Source organism: Lentibacillus cibarius (assembly GCF_005887555.1).
Taxonomy (GTDB): Bacteria; Bacillota; Bacilli; order Bacillales; family Amphibacillaceae; genus Lentibacillus; species Lentibacillus cibarius.
Window position 1 is genome coordinate 1605261 of sequence record NZ_VCIA01000001.1, and the last position, 16759, is coordinate 1622019.

The 16759-nt window shown below is 47.4% G+C and carries 12 protein-coding genes; all 12 read right to left on the bottom strand.

The window, feature by feature from the left end; all coding sequences use genetic code 11:
- Positions 1-208: 208 nt before the first annotated feature.
- Positions 209-1177: a class II fructose-bisphosphatase gene (gene glpX / locus FFL34_RS07710; RefSeq protein WP_138602926.1), complete on the bottom strand. Its 969-nt coding sequence runs from the start codon at positions 1175-1177 to the stop codon at positions 209-211.
- Positions 1178-1353: 176 nt separating this feature from the next.
- A complete protein-coding gene (locus tag FFL34_RS07715) occupies positions 1354-2640 on the bottom strand; it encodes a UDP-N-acetylglucosamine 1-carboxyvinyltransferase (protein WP_138602927.1) in 1287 nt (428 codons plus the stop codon).
- Positions 2641-3107: 467 nt separating this feature from the next.
- On the bottom strand, positions 3108-3743 hold the full coding sequence (fsa, locus tag FFL34_RS07720) for a fructose-6-phosphate aldolase (protein WP_138602928.1): 636 nt from the start codon (positions 3741-3743) through the stop codon (positions 3108-3110).
- Positions 3744-4065: 322 nt separating this feature from the next.
- Complete coding sequence (locus tag FFL34_RS07725) at positions 4066-4425, bottom strand: response regulator (protein WP_138602929.1); 360 nt, start codon at positions 4423-4425, stop codon at positions 4066-4068.
- 285 nt (positions 4426-4710) lie between these two features.
- Positions 4711-6315, bottom strand: a complete 1605-nt coding sequence (locus tag FFL34_RS07730; protein ID WP_138602930.1) for a CTP synthase — start codon at positions 6313-6315, stop codon at positions 4711-4713.
- A gap of 270 nt (positions 6316-6585) precedes the next feature.
- Positions 6586-7110, bottom strand: a complete 525-nt coding sequence (rpoE, locus tag FFL34_RS07735; RefSeq protein ID WP_138602931.1) for a DNA-directed RNA polymerase subunit delta — start codon at positions 7108-7110, stop codon at positions 6586-6588.
- Between the two features lie 237 nt (positions 7111-7347).
- Complete coding sequence (gene icmF, locus FFL34_RS07740) at positions 7348-10584, bottom strand: fused isobutyryl-CoA mutase/GTPase IcmF (RefSeq protein ID WP_138602932.1); 3237 nt, start codon at positions 10582-10584, stop codon at positions 7348-7350.
- Between the two features lie 178 nt (positions 10585-10762).
- Positions 10763-11407 carry a TetR/AcrR family transcriptional regulator gene (locus tag FFL34_RS07745; protein ID WP_138602933.1) on the bottom strand — a complete coding sequence of 215 codons (645 nt, stop codon included), beginning with the start codon at positions 11405-11407 and terminating at the stop codon, positions 10763-10765.
- A gap of 252 nt (positions 11408-11659) precedes the next feature.
- Entirely contained in the window at positions 11660-12799 is a 1140-nt protein-coding gene (locus FFL34_RS07750) for an acyl-CoA dehydrogenase (protein WP_138602934.1), read from the bottom strand.
- Positions 12800-12835: 36 nt separating this feature from the next.
- Positions 12836-13975 carry an acyl-CoA dehydrogenase gene (locus tag FFL34_RS07755; protein ID WP_138602935.1) on the bottom strand — a complete coding sequence of 380 codons (1140 nt, stop codon included), beginning with the start codon at positions 13973-13975 and terminating at the stop codon, positions 12836-12838.
- Between the two features lie 32 nt (positions 13976-14007).
- Positions 14008-14862 (bottom strand): 3-hydroxybutyryl-CoA dehydrogenase, encoded by an 855-nt coding sequence (locus tag FFL34_RS07760; protein ID WP_138602936.1) that lies wholly within the window; start codon positions 14860-14862, stop codon positions 14008-14010.
- Between the two features lie 642 nt (positions 14863-15504).
- Entirely contained in the window at positions 15505-16692 is a 1188-nt protein-coding gene (locus FFL34_RS07765; RefSeq protein WP_138602937.1) for an acetyl-CoA C-acetyltransferase, read from the bottom strand.
- Between the last annotated feature and the right edge of the window lie 67 nt (positions 16693-16759).

Genomic DNA, 16759 nt, shown 5'->3' on the forward strand with positions numbered 1-16759 from the left:
ACATCTACCATGATACCCTTTTATAAGTCAATAATCAACTCTATTTCAAAAATTTCATGAGAAAACAATCATGTTCAGAGAGGAGGTGTGTTCGAAAGTATTTTTACAGGAAGGGAGCCGAGTGAGTGACTCCCTTCCTAGTCTGTTTCCAAGTGTTGCAGAAGTCCCGGAGCAGGCTTATTCATAAAATCTATGTCAGTTGTTTTGCTTATGGCTCCATGACGAGATTTGGCTTTTTCTTCAGGCTGTGTTTACCGTCAATAAAACGAACTGTTCCGCTTTTCGCACGCATGACAACGGTTTGGGTTGTTACTTTCTCGCCTTTAAATTGGACCCCTTGCAGCAATTCACCGTCTGTTACACCGGTTGCAGCAAAGATAGCATCATCACCGCTACAGAAGTCATCCATGTAATAAACTTTTTCCAAATCAGCAATGCCCATTTGGCTGCAGCGGGCAATATCTTCTTCGTTTGCCGGCATTAATTTTCCTTGTATTTCCCCACCGAGGCATTTCAGCGCAACGGCACTAAGAACACCCTCAGGAGCGCCACCGATGCCCATTAGAACATCAACACCGGTATCATCAAACGCGGTATTCATTGCCGCGGCTACATCGCCATCCGAAATCAATTTAATCCGCGCTCCGGCAGACCGGATTTCTTCAATTAATTCCGTATGCCGTGGCCGATTGAGGACAATTACCACCAGGTCCTCCATTGATTTATTACGGGCTTTAGCTACTGCTTCGAGATTGTCTTTTACTGGTGCATTAATATCGATTTTGCCAACGGACTCTTTTCCGACAGCGATTTTCTTCATATGCATATCAGGCGCGTGCAGCAGATTTTTTTCATCTGCAATTGCGATAACTGCCAGGGCATTCCATGTGCCTTGTGCGACAATATTTGTTCCTTCCAGCGGGTCGACGGCAACATCGACTTTCGGACCGGAACCTGTACCGAGATTTTCACCGATATAAAGCATTGGCGCTTCATCTTTTTCCCCTTCACCGATAACGACCGTTCCCTGCATTGGAATGGTATCAAAAACACTGCGCATAGCAGACGTTGCTGCATCATCTGCTTCATTCTTTTTTCCAAGACCCATCCAGCGTGCCGATGATTGCGCGGCAGCCTCTGTTACGCGAACGAGTTCCATTGATAAACTTCTTTCCATTGTTTCCCTCTCCTTTACGTAAAAATATCCTCATCCCAAAAGGATTTACATATGGAAAGGCGGCGGGATCTTATTTTTTTTGTGTTTGCCGTCTGTCCGTACACCCTAAGTCATTCATTTTTAACTAGAGCGTTTTTTATGTCTTTTTAGCAGGTGACTCCCGGTTCTCTTATTTTTTAGGAGTCTTGAAACTGTTCAATCTCTGCTTCATTCATTTCTTCCCGCCATACTTTGGCACCGAGGCTGTTTAATTTGTCTGTTATTTTTTCGTAGCCACGGTCAATATGTTCAATACCAGTAATTTCAGTAATACCATTAGCCATGAGACCGGCAACAATCAGTGAGGCTCCTGCACGCAAATCACTCGCTTTCACACGGGCACCCTCGAGCTGTGACGGTCCCGACACAATTGCAGAACCGCCTTCCACCTTAATGGAGGCATTCATTCGCCGCAGTTCATCAATATGTTTTAAACGTGCGGAATAAATGGTATCGGTCACAACACCTGTATTGGCAGCCTTTGTCAGCAGGGTGGTGAATGGTTGCTGCAAGTCAGTCGGAAAACCGGGGTAAACCAATGTTTTAACATCGACACTGCGGAGCGTTTGTTTAGGAGCTATATAAAGCTGCTCATCACCTTCCTCAATTGTCACACCCATTTCGCGAAGTTTTGCAAGAACTGATTCAAGGTGCTGTGGGATAACATTGTCAATGATGACTTCATTACCTTGAGCTGCAGCAGTAATCGCGTATGTCCCGGCCTCTATACGATCCGGAATTATTACATGCTGACATCCGTGCAATGATGAAACCCCTTCAATTCGGATGACATCGGTGCCGACTCCTTTGATATTTGCTCCCATATTTGTCAGGAGCGTCGCCACATCGATGATTTCCGGTTCCTTTGCAGCGTTTTCGATAATGGTTTTACCCTTTGCCTTCACCGCTGCAAGCATAATATTAATGGTTGCTCCGACACTAACCACATCAAGGTAAATTCTGGCACCGTGCAGCTCATTGGCACGAAGGTAGATAGCACCCTGTTCATTGGTAACCTCAGCACCCAATGCCTCAAAACCCTTGATGTGTTGATCAATAGGACGCGGGCCTAAATGACACCCGCCCGGAAGACCGATAACAGCCTGTTTAAATTTACCGAGCATGGCACCCATGAAATAGTACGAGGCACGCAGCTTTTTTACTTTTCCATTCGGAAGCGGCATAGATACCATTCCTGCTGGGTCAATATGTACCGTTTGCCCGTCCCAACTAACCTTACCGCCAATTTCTTCGAGCAAATCACCGAGATTGTAAACATCGGATATATTCGGCAGTCCTTCAATCATTACATCTGAGTCAGCCAGAAGTGCAGCCGGCAACAGCGCAACCGCACTATTTTTCGCTCCATTGACCCTGACTTTTCCATTTAGCAATCGGCCGCCTTCAATCAATATCTTTTGCAATTACGAGCACCTCATTTCTTGACGAACACGTGAGATTTGAGTAGATGTCCCCCGAGTTAGTTGCAGCCTTGTACGCAGTGCCGGATAAGGCTGTCATTGCGGGTTGCATCCACATTTCACCTTATCCTGCACGTTTTTCCCAGTTTTATGCATTTTTATTTACTTTGGAGAGGCAGGAAAATATATGACTTAGGCTGTATTTAGCTGATGTCCAATTAAGCCATGTCCAGCTCCAGCGCCCAGCAACTAGCAAACTTCCCACTCCTCCACTACGATAAGTCAAGTTCATCTAATCTTATTGCGGCTAGTAGGGAAGATCGGCTAAACCCGCCGCGACGCGCGGCAACGCCGACCCACCTGCGACGCGCAGGCGCAGTTTGTACGTTGCTACGACGCACAGGACGTGCTAGTGCAGGCGTTGTCACAGGACGTGACGGTTTTAGCCTGCAAGGGCGCTTACGCTTTTCTTATTGGTTCCAGTCGGCAAGAAATTTTTCGATTCCTTGGTCGGTCAGTGGGTGTTTCACGAGCTGGCCGAACACTTTGTATGGAATGGTGGCAATGTGTGCTCCATTTTTGGCTGCGTCCATCACATGCAATGGGTGTCTGATTGAAGCGGCGATAATTTCTGTGTCAATATCGTGCAAGTCGAATATCTCCCTGATCGCTGCAATCAATTCCATGCCATCATGACCGATATCATCTAGCCTGCCAAGGAAAGGCGACACATAGGATGCACCGGCACGTGCAGCCAAGAGTGCTTGATTAGCATTAAAAATCAAGGTGACATTCGTCTTGATGTTCAGATCACTGAACGCTTTAACAGCTTTTAACCCTTCCAGTGTCATTGGTACTTTCACCGTGATATTCGGTGCGATTTCCGCCAATTCCTTGCCTTCTTTAATCATGCTTTGTGCATCTTCGGAAATGACCTCTGCACTGACAGATCCGGAAACTTCATCCGTAATTTCCTTCAGCCGTTCATGGAAGGAAACACCTTCTTTGGATACAAGACTCGGGTTTGTCGTTACTCCAGCTAAAACACCAAGCTCATTGGCAGACCGAATTTCCTCAATATTAGCGGTATCGACGAAAAATTTCATCGATTAATCCCTCACTTTCAACAAAATATGTATCTTAATCGTTACTCAATCAGGGTTTGAGAGAAGCAATGACAACCACCTGATTAGACGCTCAAGTGTCACGCAACTAAATTTATCTATAGTATAAGAATACCAACAAGAAAGGAAAGTCGCAAGAAGAAAAAGTTGCAGGCACCCGCCCGATTGTTGGGCTGTACCTGCATATGTCCATGGTTACCTTTGGCTACACCATTTTTAGCATTAAAAAACACTGCTAAAACATTGGCGCAGTATCAATTTGCATATGGATTATGTATGAATGCGTAAAAGTATCAGTATGTGATTATCCCATAATGCATTTTGTGTACTCACAGATGTCTGTCACATTAAATGGCTTGGCGATGACTTTTTTAACCATGCCAAACTGTTCTGATTCCTTTGCAAGATTCTCTGATAATCCGGACATGACAATTGCCGGGACAGTGATTTTCTCCTGTTCGAGCTGCTCAAGCACCTGCGCACCGTCAATAACAGGTAGCTTATAATCAAGCATAAGCAAATCAAACGTCCCCTCGTGCAACGAATCAAGTGCCTCCTTTCCGGTCTCCGCGGTTGTCACTTGATAGCCTTCACTTGTTAGGATTTCTTTCAGCAACATGCGAATGCCCGGTTGATCATCTACTACCAATATGTGTTTTTTCATAACGTCTTGCCATCCCCCCAAACTTTTTAAACCACATTCAACCAACAAGTATACGTATATTAATTCTACACAAATTTTAAAAATCCTTCTTTTAAAAGAATATAAATACTGTGGTCTTGTTAATAACTGCGAAAATAATGGGGTTATTAAGGAAAAAGCTAGGACAGAACACCTTTAATAAAGGAAAAATCCGAACGATGATTCAGATATGATATGAATCAGTTCGGATTTTTGCTTATTGACATAGCGCAGAAAAACACGAGAGACTCCCGCGGTGATCACTTGTTAAATATGTTTTTGGACGGCAGCTCCGACAAATCCATGGAACAAGGCTTGTGGCCGTGTTGGGCGTGATTTGAATTCCGGATGGAACTGGCAGGCGACAAACCATGGATGATCCGCAAGTTCGATTGTTTCAACAAGCCGGTCATCCGGGCTTGTACCGGAAAAAATCATCCCATTCTCAGACATTGCTTCCCGGTAATCATTATTAAATTCGTAGCGGTGGCGATGACGTTCATTAACGACATCCTCCTCCCCATAGGCGTGCTTGGTCTTTGTGTTTTCGACTAATTTGCACGGGTAAACACCAAGCCGTAATGTTCCGCCTAGATCGGAAATTGTTTTTTGCTCCGGAAGCAGATCAATAATCGGGTGCGGTGTATCAGGATCAATTTCTGCTGAATGAGCCCCTTCCAATCCAAGCACATTCCGGGCAAATTCAACGGTAGCCAGCTGCATTCCAAGGCAAATTCCTAAAAATGGAACCTTCTTTTCCCGAGCATAACGGACAGCTTCTATCTTGCCGTCAATTCCCCGATTACCGAAACCGCCTGGAACTAAAATGCCATCAACGTTCGCCAACTCCTGTTTAATGGTTTCTTTATCAAGTTGTTCGGAATTGATCCATTTGACAGTAACATCTGTGTCAAAGGAATAGCCTGCATGCTTCAATGCTTCCACGACGGATAAATAAGCATCCGGCAATTCTACATACTTACCAACAAGACCAATTTCGGTTGTCCGTGACAAATGTCGCACACGATGGAGAAGTTCGTTCCATTCTTCCATATCCGGCTCCTGACAGTCCAGTCCTAAGTGATCACATGTCAATTGGTCCAGTCGCTGATGTTGCAGCGCGATTGGAACTTGGTACAATGTATCAGCATCACGCATTTCAATAACGGCGTTTTTATCCGTGTCGCAAAATAGCGCAATTTTCTCTTTCATCTCTTCACTGATTGCCAGTTCCGAACGCAGCACAATCGCATCAGGCTGAATGCCGAGTGAACGCAATTCCTTCACACTATGCTGGGTCGGTTTTGTTTTTACTTCAGCTGCGGCTTTAATGTATGGCACAAGCGTACAGTGAATGTACATAACATGCTCTTTACCGATGTCACTCTTAATTTGACGAATTGCTTCAAGAAACGGCAGTGACTCAATATCACCGACCGTGCCACCGATTTCCGTAATCACTACGTCCGCTTTCGTCGCCTGTCCCGCACGGAAAACCTGCTCCTTGATTTCATTCGTTATATGGGGGATAACCTGCACTGTGCCGCCAAGATAATCACCACGGCGTTCTTTCTTAATCACACTGGAATACACTTTTCCCGTCGTTATATTACTATACTTGTTCAAATTAATATCAATAAATCGCTCATAATGGCCAAGGTCGAGATCTGTCTCCGCACCATCTTCCGTTACAAACACCTCACCGTGCTGATACGGGCTCATCGTACCTGGGTCGACGTTGATATACGGGTCAAATTTCTGGATGGTCACCTTCAGCCCACGATTTTTTAAAAGCCTTCCCAGCGAAGCAGCCGTTATTCCTTTCCCCAGCGATGACACAACACCACCGGTTACGAAAATATACTTTGTCACTAGTCATCCCTCTTCCTTTTTTTAAAATGTTTATACCATGATGGTTGTTAGCTTCTGACGCACATATAGAAACATGCAGGTCTGACCTCGGTTTCTAGCGAGTGCCAACTTTTATATATGGTTATCTCCAACACACAAAAAGCGCTTCCCCTTAAAGATCAGGGGAAGCGCTTGGCGTAGCATCTTAACGAGCCCAATAAAAATTGTAATCATATCCGGGTGAAAAGTCAAGCAGCCGTTTCAAACTGGCTTGCTTCTGAACGTCTCACCTTATTTCTCTTCATCGTCACTTTCGGCTTTCTCACTGTCAAATTCTTGATCGAATGCTTCATCCATATCATCACTTTCATCCAAATCAAGATCATCAACGTCATCATCGAGGAAATCATCGTCAATGGCCAAATCTTCTTCGGTAACATCCTGATTTTTTGGCGTTTCCTCTTTTTCCTGTTTTTCCTGTTTTTCCTGTTTTTCCTCTTTTTTCTGTTTTTTCTTTTTCGACTTTTTCTTCGGTGTGGCAGCCACTTCTTCGTCTATCTGTTCGACGGGATACCAGCGCTTCAGCCCCCAAATTCCTGCACTTGCATTGAGAAATCTGCCGTCAACCGTTAAATCTGTGTAAAATTGTGCAATGAACTCATGTTTCTTTTCTTCAGTAAAACCTTTAAGGTCTGCTGTTTTGTCATAAAGCTCATTAAAATCCAATGCTCTCCGTTCATCCAGTAAAATTTCATGGGCCAATTCAAGCATTGATTTCACTTCAAGTTCTTCGCGGCTGTATTCCTTTATACTCACGATACCGCACTCCCTTTTCCATGTATTTCATTAATCAAGGCTAGCATGCCTGATAGAAACGCCCTATACGCTTAAATCATACCATTCATTATAAACAAAACTCAATGAAATATGCCAGCGTAAACCGTGAAAAAGTAACAGTTAGAACAAGAAAGGCAGTGAGATAACGCGCGAGAAGCCTTCAACTGTATAGAACCGGTTGATTCTCTTAAGGCCCCGCCATAAATGAAGTGCCCACTACATGTTCCGTCGATATTGACCGCCGACCTCGTACAATGCATTTGTGATCTGGCCGAGACTTGCCATCCGGACGGTTTCCATCAACTCCGCGAAAATGTTGCCTCCCGATGCCGCTGTTTCTTTCAGTCGATCAAGGGCCGCTTTTGCTTCTGCAGCATGGGCTTCCTGGAATTTCTGCAGTTCCGCGATCTGGTGCTCTTTTTCCTCTTTGGATGCACGCGCAAGCTCCATCGATTCCGTCTGTTCTTCTTCGGGCGGATTTGGATTCAGGTACGTATTCACACCGACAATCGGTAATTCACCGGAATGTTTCATCCCTTCATAGTACATCGATTCTTCCTGGATCTTGCCACGCTGGTATTGGCGTTCCATCGCACCAAGGACCCCGCCGCGATCATTCATTTTTTCAAATTCCTGCAGCACCGCTTCCTCCACAAGGTCAGTGAGTTCCTCGACGATAAACGAACCTTGCAAGGAATTTTCCGTTTTGGTCAGCCCAAATTCTTTATTGATGATCATCTGGATTGCCATCGCCCGTCTGACGGATTCTTCTGTCGGTGTGGTAATCGCCTCGTCGTACGCATTCGTGTGCAAGGAGTTCGTGTTGTCCTGAATGGCTAAAAGTGCCTGCAGTGTCGTCCGGATATCATTAAAGTCCATTTCCTGTGCGTGCAGGGAGCGTCCTGACGTCTGGATATGGTACTTCAACTTCTGGCTCCGTTCGTTCGCCCCGTATTTATCGCGCATGACAATCGCCCAGATGCGACGGGCTACCCGGCCAATCACCGTATATTCCGGATCAAGCCCGTTGGAGAAGAAGAAAGACAGGTTCCGTGCGAAATCATTCACATCCATACCTCTGCTCAAATAATACTCCACATACGTAAACCCGTTAGCAAGCGTAAAGGCCAGCTGGGTGATCGGGTTGGCCCCGGCTTCAGCGATATGGTAGCCGGAAATCGATACCGAATAATAGTTGCGAACCTGTTTATCAATAAAGTACTCCTGAATATCCCCCATCATGCGCAAGGCAAATTCGGTGGAGAAAATGCATGTATTCTGGCCTTGATCCTCTTTTAAAATATCCGCCTGCACTGTACCACGGACGATGGAAATGGTGTCATCCCGCAGTTGTTCGTATTCTTCCTGTGTCGGTTCACGTCCGTTTTCATCTTTGAATTTCGCCACTTGCTGATCAATCGCCGTATTGAAAAACATCGCCAAAATAATCGGCGCCGGGCCGTTAATCGTCATCGATACGGACGTTTTCGGATCGGTCAGATCAAATCCGTCGAACAGCTTTTTCATATCATCGAGCGTACAGATACTGACCCCGCTCTCACCCACTTTTCCGTAAATATCCGGACGTGGCGCCGGGTCTTCCCCGTACAAGGTGACCGAATCAAATGCGGTCGACAAGCGTTTTGCCTCGCTGTCTTTCGATAAATAATGAAAACGGCGATTCGTCCGCTCCGGCGTCCCTTCACCGGCAAACTGGCGGGTCGGGTCTTCCCCTTTACGCTTAAACGGAAAAACACCTGCTGTAAACGGAAACGCACCAGGCACATTTTCCTTCATGAGCCAGGCAAGCCGCTCGCCCCAGTCTTGGTATTTCGGCAGGATCACTTTAGGAATCTTTAGCCCTGAAATCGATTCGGTCGTCAGCTCCATCTCCAATTGTTTATCCCGTACCGTATAGGTCATTTTGTCACCGCTGTACTGTTCTTCCAGCGTATCCCAAGAATCGAGCAGTTTTTTGGCGGAAGGGTCTAATTTTTCCTGATACACTTCCATTTGCTTATCAACCGACTGCACGCCTGCGTCATCATCCAGCACTTGTTTCGCCCCGTCCAGCTGGTATAGTTTACGGGCAATGTCACTTTCTCGGTCAACCTGCTTATGATAATTGCGGACATGTGTAGCAATCTCACGCAAATAGTGGCGGCGCTCGTTGGTAATAATCATGTTTTTCTTCTCGGCGATGGTGTGCCGATCAAAATCGACCTGAACGTCCCAGCCAAACCGGTCGTTCAACGTATCGATTACTGATGCAAACAATGCATTCGTTCCGGCATCGTTAAACTGGCTGGCAATGGTGCCAAACACCGGAAATTGACTTTTATCCTGGCCGAACAATAAGTGACTGCGCTCATATTGTTTGCGCACTTGGCTGAGCGCGTCTTCAGAACCTTTTTGCTCAAATTTATTAATCACAATAAAGTCGGCAAAGTCAATCATATCAATCTTTTCCAGCTGTGATGGGGCACCGAATTCGGCCGTCATGACATACATGGACAAATCGGTCACATCAGTGATAGCAGCATCCCCTTGGCCGATTCCGCTCGTTTCAACGATAATGAAATCATAGCCAGAAGCACGGACGACGTCAATGACATCCTGAAGGGACTTTGTCAGCTCGGTCCGCGACTGGCGTGTGGCCAATGAACGCATATAAACACGTTGATTGAAGATAGCGTTCATCCGGATTCGGTCACCTAAAAGCGCCCCACCTGTTTTCTTTTTCGTCGGGTCAATCGAAAGGATAGCGATTTTTTTGTCCGGGATTTCGTTGACGAACCGGCGAATCAATTCATCGGTCAATGAACTTTTCCCGGAGCCGCCTGTACCGGTAATGCCAATAACCGGTGCCTGATTGGACGCTGTCTGCAACGAATCAAGCACTTGTTGCCGGCCATCATCATCCGGCTGATTTTCCATATACGTAATGAATCGGGCAACAGCCTGGCGGTCACCTGCATACAATTTTTCCCAACTGTCTTTCAAGTCAAAGGATGGAGTATAGTCGCATTCCTCCATCATGACATTGATCATACCTTGGAGACCTAATTCGCGGCCATCATTCGGTGAAAAAATGTGGGACACACCATAGTCCTCAAGCTCTTTAATCTCCCTTGGGATAATCACACCGCCGCCACCGCCATACACGTTAATATGGTCGGCACCTAATTCACGCAACAAATCTACCATATATTTAAAGTATTCGACGTGGCCGCCCTGGTAGGATGAAATGGCAATCCCTTGAGCGTCTTCCTGAATCGCGGCATAAACGACTTCCTCCACCGAACGGTTATGACCGAGATGGACAACTTCCGCCCCGCTCGACTGCAGAATGCGCCGCATAATATTAATCGACACATCATGCCCGTCATACAGACTTGATGCTGTTACAAAGCGAACAGGGTTGACCGGTTTATAAATCTGCACTTGCTCCATGATAATCCCCCTTGTGTAAGTTATTCTGTGCGTGAATCTCCTGCGATTTGGTTCATTCGCCAAGCGCGGAAGTGTATGTAACGCAACTGTCCCAAAACTGGCTGACCACATACGACCGATGTGATTGTAAGGTGATTGACCCAGCTTCTGCACGCGGCAAGTGGTCAACTTATTGACGTTAATCCGTTTGTGCTGCTGCCTGCCCCGGGTCGGCAATCGCCAACGCTTGCAGTACATAGTGGATTTGCCGTTCGATATAGGTCTCAAGCGTGAATTGCTTTTGCAGCATCCACCGTCTGAATCCCCACATCTGCCCCTGCACAAAGATGTTGTTAGCAAGCAATGTAGCGTCCTGCCTGGAACTGGATGCCGGCAGACAAGTCACCATGACGTTTTCCAGCATGCTGACCATATCGCGTTCTTTGGTAAGGACGTATTCTCTCGTTTCTTTTTTTAGCGATTTAACTTCCTGATACATGATGATAACTTCCTCTTGCATGTCATCCATTAGTTGGAAGTATGCGGTAATCACTCGTTTAAGGTTGGCAACGGGTGGGCTGTTCCAGTCAATAGCCGCTTCCAAGCGTTCTCTAAACCGCTCATAAATCGCGTTACATACGAGAAAAAGCACATCTTCTTTCGTGCGGATATATTCGTAAAGCGTACCAATGCTAAAACCTGATGCCTTTGCGATTTCCCTTGTTGTCGTGCGATGGAATCCCTTTTCTTTAAACAGGGTGATTGCCCCTTTAATCATTTGGCTGCGTCGTTTTTCAACCAATTCGGCATCCTTCACATTGGATAAAATTCGGCTGTCAGTCATTTCAAGCCCCCTTCCTATTTCTGTATTGAGGCTGCATGCCGTCGGGTGCGTTTTGGCTCGGGCCGCGCGAATTTCCTGACTGTCGCGTGAGCTTCTGCCTAGGCAGCGTGAGTTTCGGCCAGGCCGCGCGAATTTGTGAACTTCAGCGAAAATCTTGTGAACTTCAGCGGAATTTGTGACAACTTTAGCGAAAATCTTGTGAACTTCAGCGGAATTTGTGACAACTTTAGCGAAATCGACCGTGATCGCTCCTTATTTCGTCAGCATGCGCCCGATAACGAGCCGTTGGATTTCATTGGTTCCTTCATAAATTTGGGTGATTTTTGCATCACGCATGTATCGTTCGACCGGGTAATCTTTCGTGTAGCCGTACCCGCCGAAAATTTGCACGGCTTCAGTTGTGATCCGCATCGCCGCATCACCGGAAAATAATTTGGACATGGCTGATGCTTTGCCGTACGGTTTTCCTTCTGACTCGAGCCAGGCCGCTTGATAGGTTAATAGACGGGATGCCTCCACTTCCGTTGCCATGTCGGCCAATTTAAATGATATGCCTTGATTTGCTGCGATTGGTTTGCCGAATTGTTCGCGTTCTTTCGCGTAATCCACCGCAGCATCGAGCGCGCCTTGGGCAATGCCGAGTGCCTGTGCGGCAATTCCGTTACGTCCACCATCAAGGGTTGACATGGCAATCTTGAATCCTTGTCCTTCTTCCCCGAGCAGATTTGCTTTTGGAACTCGGCAGTTGTCAAAAATTAGCTCGGTCGTTGGTGACGAACGGATACCCAGTTTCTTTTCTTTCTTGCCGAATGTGAATCCGTCCATTTCTTTTTCCACAATGAACGCACTGATGCCTTTGTGTTTTGCTTCCGGATCGGTAATGGCAAAAACGATATAAATATCCGCAACACCACCGTTAGTAATCCACACTTTATTGCCGTTTAAAATATAGTCATCACCGTCTTTTTTAGCAACGGTTTTCATAGCAGCGGCATCACTGCCTGACCCTGGTTCGGACAGTGCATATGCGCCAAGTGCTTCCCCGGTTGCCAGCCGGTACAAAAATGTTTTCTTCTGTTCTTCGCTTCCATACTTATAAATCGGCCAGCTGGCAAGCGACAAGTGTGCCGACAGCGTCACACCTGTGGAGGCGCAGACACGTGACAACTCTTCCACCGCAATACAATAGCTTACAAAATCCGCACCAATGCCGCCGTATGCTTCCGGCCACGGGATACCGGTCAAGCCAAGTTCCGCCATTTTATCGAAAATCGCACGGTCAAAGCGTTCCTCTTCATCCCGTTCCGCGGCTGTCGGCTCCACATCGTTCTTGGCAAAATCACGCACCATTTTACGTAGCATTTCTTGTTCTTCGGTTAATTGAAAATTCATTGTCTAGATCCCCTTCCTTGTTGGACATATTGCGTTTTACTGCAGCAAGTTTTTCGCGATTACTTTATGCTGGATTTCATTGGTCCCTTCATAAATCTCGGTCACTTTCGCATCACGGAAAAAGCGCTCCACTGGGTAATCTTCCGTGTAACCGTACCCGCCGTATACTTGCACCGCTTCGATGGCGGCGCGCCTTGCCGTTTTGGATGCGTACATTTTAGCCATGGACGCTTCCTTGCTACATGGGACATTGAGCTGGACGAGTGATGCGGCCTGGTAAGTTAATAGTTTGGCAGCTTCCACTTCTGTCGCCATATCGGCAAGCTTGAATGCGATGCCTTGATTTTTGGCAATTGGCTTGCCGAATTGTTCCCGCTCGCCCGCATACGCACAGGCATGCTCCAACGACGCCTCGGCAATTCCTAAGGCCTGTGCCGCAATACCGATGCGGCCGACATTTAAGTTTGCCAGGGCAATGTTGAATCCGTCGCCTTCTGTACCGAGCAGCTGGTCTTCGGAAACGGTACAATTGTCAAAATTGAGCTGAACTGTACTGGAGCCATGCAGTCCCATTTTCCGCTCTGACTTACCGATGACTAGACCTGGCGTGTTTTTTTCGACAATAAACGCACTAATCCCCTTTGACCCCTGTTCATCCTGTGTTCGGGCGAATGTAATATATGTATCCGCCTCCCCACCATTGGTAATAAAAGCTTTGGAGCCGTTCAGGATATAGTGATCTCCATCCTTTTTCGCTTTCGTACGCATGCTGGAAATATCCGACCCCGCACCTGGCTCCGTCAGTGCAAACGCACCAAGAAACTCACCGGATGCTAGTTTCGGTAAGTAATATGACTTCTGCTGATCCGTGCCGAATGCCAGAATCGGATTGGTGCCAACAGATGTATGCACGGATAAAATGACACCGAGTGCCGCACTCACCTTGGACAGTTCATTGATTGCCGTGATGTATGATGTGTAGTCCATCCCACTACCGCCATACGCCTCAGGGATAGGAATCCCCATCAGGCCGAGTTCGCCCATCTTTTTAATTAATTCAGTCGGAAAACGTTCTTCCCGCTCCATACGCTCTACTTCCGGCTTGACTTCCTTCTCGGCAAAATCACGGACCATGCGGCGCATCATTTCTTGTTCGTCGGTTAATTGCAAATTCATCGCTATGTCCCCCTCCTAGTCATTCCTAGCTGCTAGGACTCATATTGGTAAAAGCCACGTCCAGATTTTTTACCGAGCCAGCCGGCATTCACATACTTCCGTAACAATGGGCATGGACGGTATTTGCTGTCTTTGTATCCATCATGGAGTACTTCCATAATGTAGAGACAGGTATCCAGGCCGATAAAGTCAGCCAGTGTCAGCGGTCCCATCGGATGGTTCATACCAAGCTTCATGACGGTATCCACGTCCTCGACTGATGCCACGCCTTCATGAACGGCAAAAATAGCTTCATTGATCATTGGCATTAAAATGCGGTTAGCAGCAAATCCGGGCGCATCATCAACTTCAACCGATGTCTTAGAAAGTGCTGAAGCCATGTCCGCTATCTTCGTATAAGTGTCATCACTCGTTTGCAGTCCACGAATAATTTCAACCAGTTTCATGACAGGAACCGGATTCATAAAATGCATGCCAATGACTTGTTCGGGACGGTTGGTTGCTGCTGCAATTTCCGTAATTGAAACAGATGACGTATTCGTCGCAAGAATCGCGTGGGAAGGTGCATGGGCATCAAGCTCACGAAATACATTCTTTTTCACATCTGCATTTTCAACGATGGCTTCAATGGCCATGTCACACTTGCTTACGTCCTCCATCTCTGTTGCCGGTGTAAGCCGGTCGATTGCCTCTTGCTTCTCACTCTCGGTGATGCGCGATTTGTCCACCGCTTTGGCCAGACGCTTCTTAATCCCTTCTGTGCCGTTATGAAGTGCCTGTTCGTTTGCATCATGCAGGAAAACGTTGTAACCGGATTGGGCACATACTTGAGCGATCCCTGCTCCCATCTGCCCCGCACCGATCACCATTACTTGTTTGATTGTCATATTATTGCCTCCTTTGTGGAATTGTTTTTTTGCCTGTGAGTCTTTTTGTAACTACTGTTTGCTTTTTTGCGAAGTTGATATATAATTATTGAAATGTTCTCTATAGGTACAACGACTTTTCGTCCACCGTCCGGGATCGCTCTGGGCGGATGCTTTCCGCGGGCACGGCCTCAGCCTCCTCGGAAGAAAACCGCTTCCTGCGGGGTCTTCAGACTCGTGCTGTTCCCGCAGGAGTCACCGCCCTCCGCTCACCCGGACTAGTAAAGTGGTGCACTCGTTTTTCTGTCACGATTCCTGCTTCAATCAATAAAAACAGCGGAGGAAATACATGCCCCTTCATAAGGGGTATGCCGACGTTGGGCGCATCACCCACTCTTGGTCGGCCTTCCTTACGACGGGAACAGTGGCCAGCAGGCTAAGTTCGCGACGTCCTGTCGCAACGCCTGCACTAGCACGTCCTGTGCGTCGGAGACCCCACAGCGAGGTACGAGCGAGGAGGCTCACGGGTCACCCGCGGAAAGCGAAGTGTATTTCCGTAGCGGCGATTTAACACTTATACAAAGTTATGCCGCATTATCTTTTGTGTCAAAAGCATCTTCCTTTTAGAAAACGGCTTTGCCTAAATTACTGTTATGCCGCGTTTTAGTTGGCCGGTACTTCTACAAGAACGGCATCACCTTGGCCGCCGCCGCTGCAGATGGCTGCGATACCGAGACCGCCGCCCTGGCGTTTCAGTTCGTGGACGAGCGTTAAAATAATGCGGGCACCACTCGCCCCGATTGGGTGACCCAACGCGACGGCACCACCGTTTACATTGACTTTTTCCGCATCAATACCGGCTATTTTGCCACTAGCCAGTGAGACGGCCGCGAACGCCTCGTTAATTTCAAAAAGGGCAATATCTTGCTTGGTGTAGCCGGTCTTTTCCAGCAGCTTATTGATGACAAGCCCTGGTGTTTTCGGAAAATCCTTCGCCTCCACTGCCACTTCCGCATGACCAAGGATGGTGGCCATTGGTGCTTTCCCGAGTTCCTTTGCTTTTTCGTCTGACATGACGACAAATGCGCCGGCACCATCGTTTACGCCTGGTGCGTTTCCGGCAGTAATCGTTCCATCTTTATCAAATGCCGGGCGTAATTTGGCGAGCTTTTCTGTATTTGTGTCCCGACGTGGCGCTTCGTCGGTATCCACTGTGATTGGGTCGCCTTTTCTTTGCGGTACATCGACCGGGACAATTTCATCAGCAAATTTACCCTCGTCAATGGCTTTCACCGCCCGCTGGTGACTGCGGTACGACCACTCATCCTGCGCTTCTCTCGTTAGCCCGTATTCTTCCGCGGTGCTGTTGCCATAACTACCCATGTGGACACCGGCAAAGGAACAAGTAAGCCCGTCGTGAACCATCATATCGACTACCTTTTTATCCCCCATACGGTTTCCCCAGCGCGCATCCGGCAACAAATACGGGGCATTGCTCATGCTTTCCATCCCCCCGGCAACAATCACGTCTTCATCACCGGCCCGGATGAGCTGATCAGCAAGGGTAACACTGCGCAGCCCGGACGCACACACTTTATTGATGGTTTCCGTTTTGACGTCCCACGGAATACCCGCATCACGCGCTGCCTGCCGGGATGGAATCTGCCCCTGACCACCTTGCAGTACCATTCCCATGATTACCTCATCAACCTTTTCACCGTCCAATCCAGCACGACTTAATGCTTCCCGTATGGCTGTACCACCAAGTTGCGGTGCTGTCAGCTGCTTCAGGCTTCCCCCAAAAGTACCAAACGGTGTCCGTGCACCGGATACTATAACTGCTTTGCGCATAACTTCAACATCCTTTCCTTTTAGTAGATTTGTAGATTTCTGTGACAGCGGTTTCCTTATTGACCGA